This window comes from Gluconobacter sp. P1D12_c, from assembly GCF_018812105.1.
GTDB lineage: Bacteria > Pseudomonadota > Alphaproteobacteria > Acetobacterales > Acetobacteraceae > Gluconobacter > Gluconobacter oxydans_A.
This window is the reverse complement of record NZ_JACSIQ010000750.1, coordinates 1-383: the sequence shown is the minus strand read 5'-3', so window position 1 is coordinate 383 and position 383 is coordinate 1. Positions and strand designations below refer to the sequence as shown.

Annotated in this window: 1 protein-coding gene; it reads right to left on the bottom strand. The window is 49.9% G+C overall.

All coding sequences use genetic code 11. The features are described from left to right. A partial coding sequence (locus KP705_RS19025; RefSeq protein WP_215765439.1) for a hypothetical protein occupies nucleotides 1–331 on the bottom strand: 331 nt, incomplete at its 3' end. Nucleotides 332–383: the final 52 nt, after the last annotated feature.

The window sequence follows — 383 nt, the reverse complement described above, 5'->3', positions numbered from 1 at the left end:
GTCCTGCATCAAAAATCTCTCCGCGTGATTCCTTCGCTTCCTTAACCTCTGGAACGTATTCTAAACCACCAGCAGGAAGCCTGAAGCGTCGCCTGTCTTCCTGTTCCGAACGACACGCAAAACGCAGATTCTCATCAGCAGAATAATCCCGAGCTATAAGCCCAAGGTGCTTGCAGTCAGCAGATATCAGCCAGCAGATATCATCAACAGACCACCCCAGATGGAACACATGCCCAAGCCATGAACGAGGATAATACCCCCCATCATATGACTGAGCTTTGATGACCCTTTGGGCCTCTAATTTCGTATATGAACGACCTACGGATTCCATCCGAGACCACCAGTCTTGGCGGTCTTGTGTTGAACCATCGCCATCAGTTGTG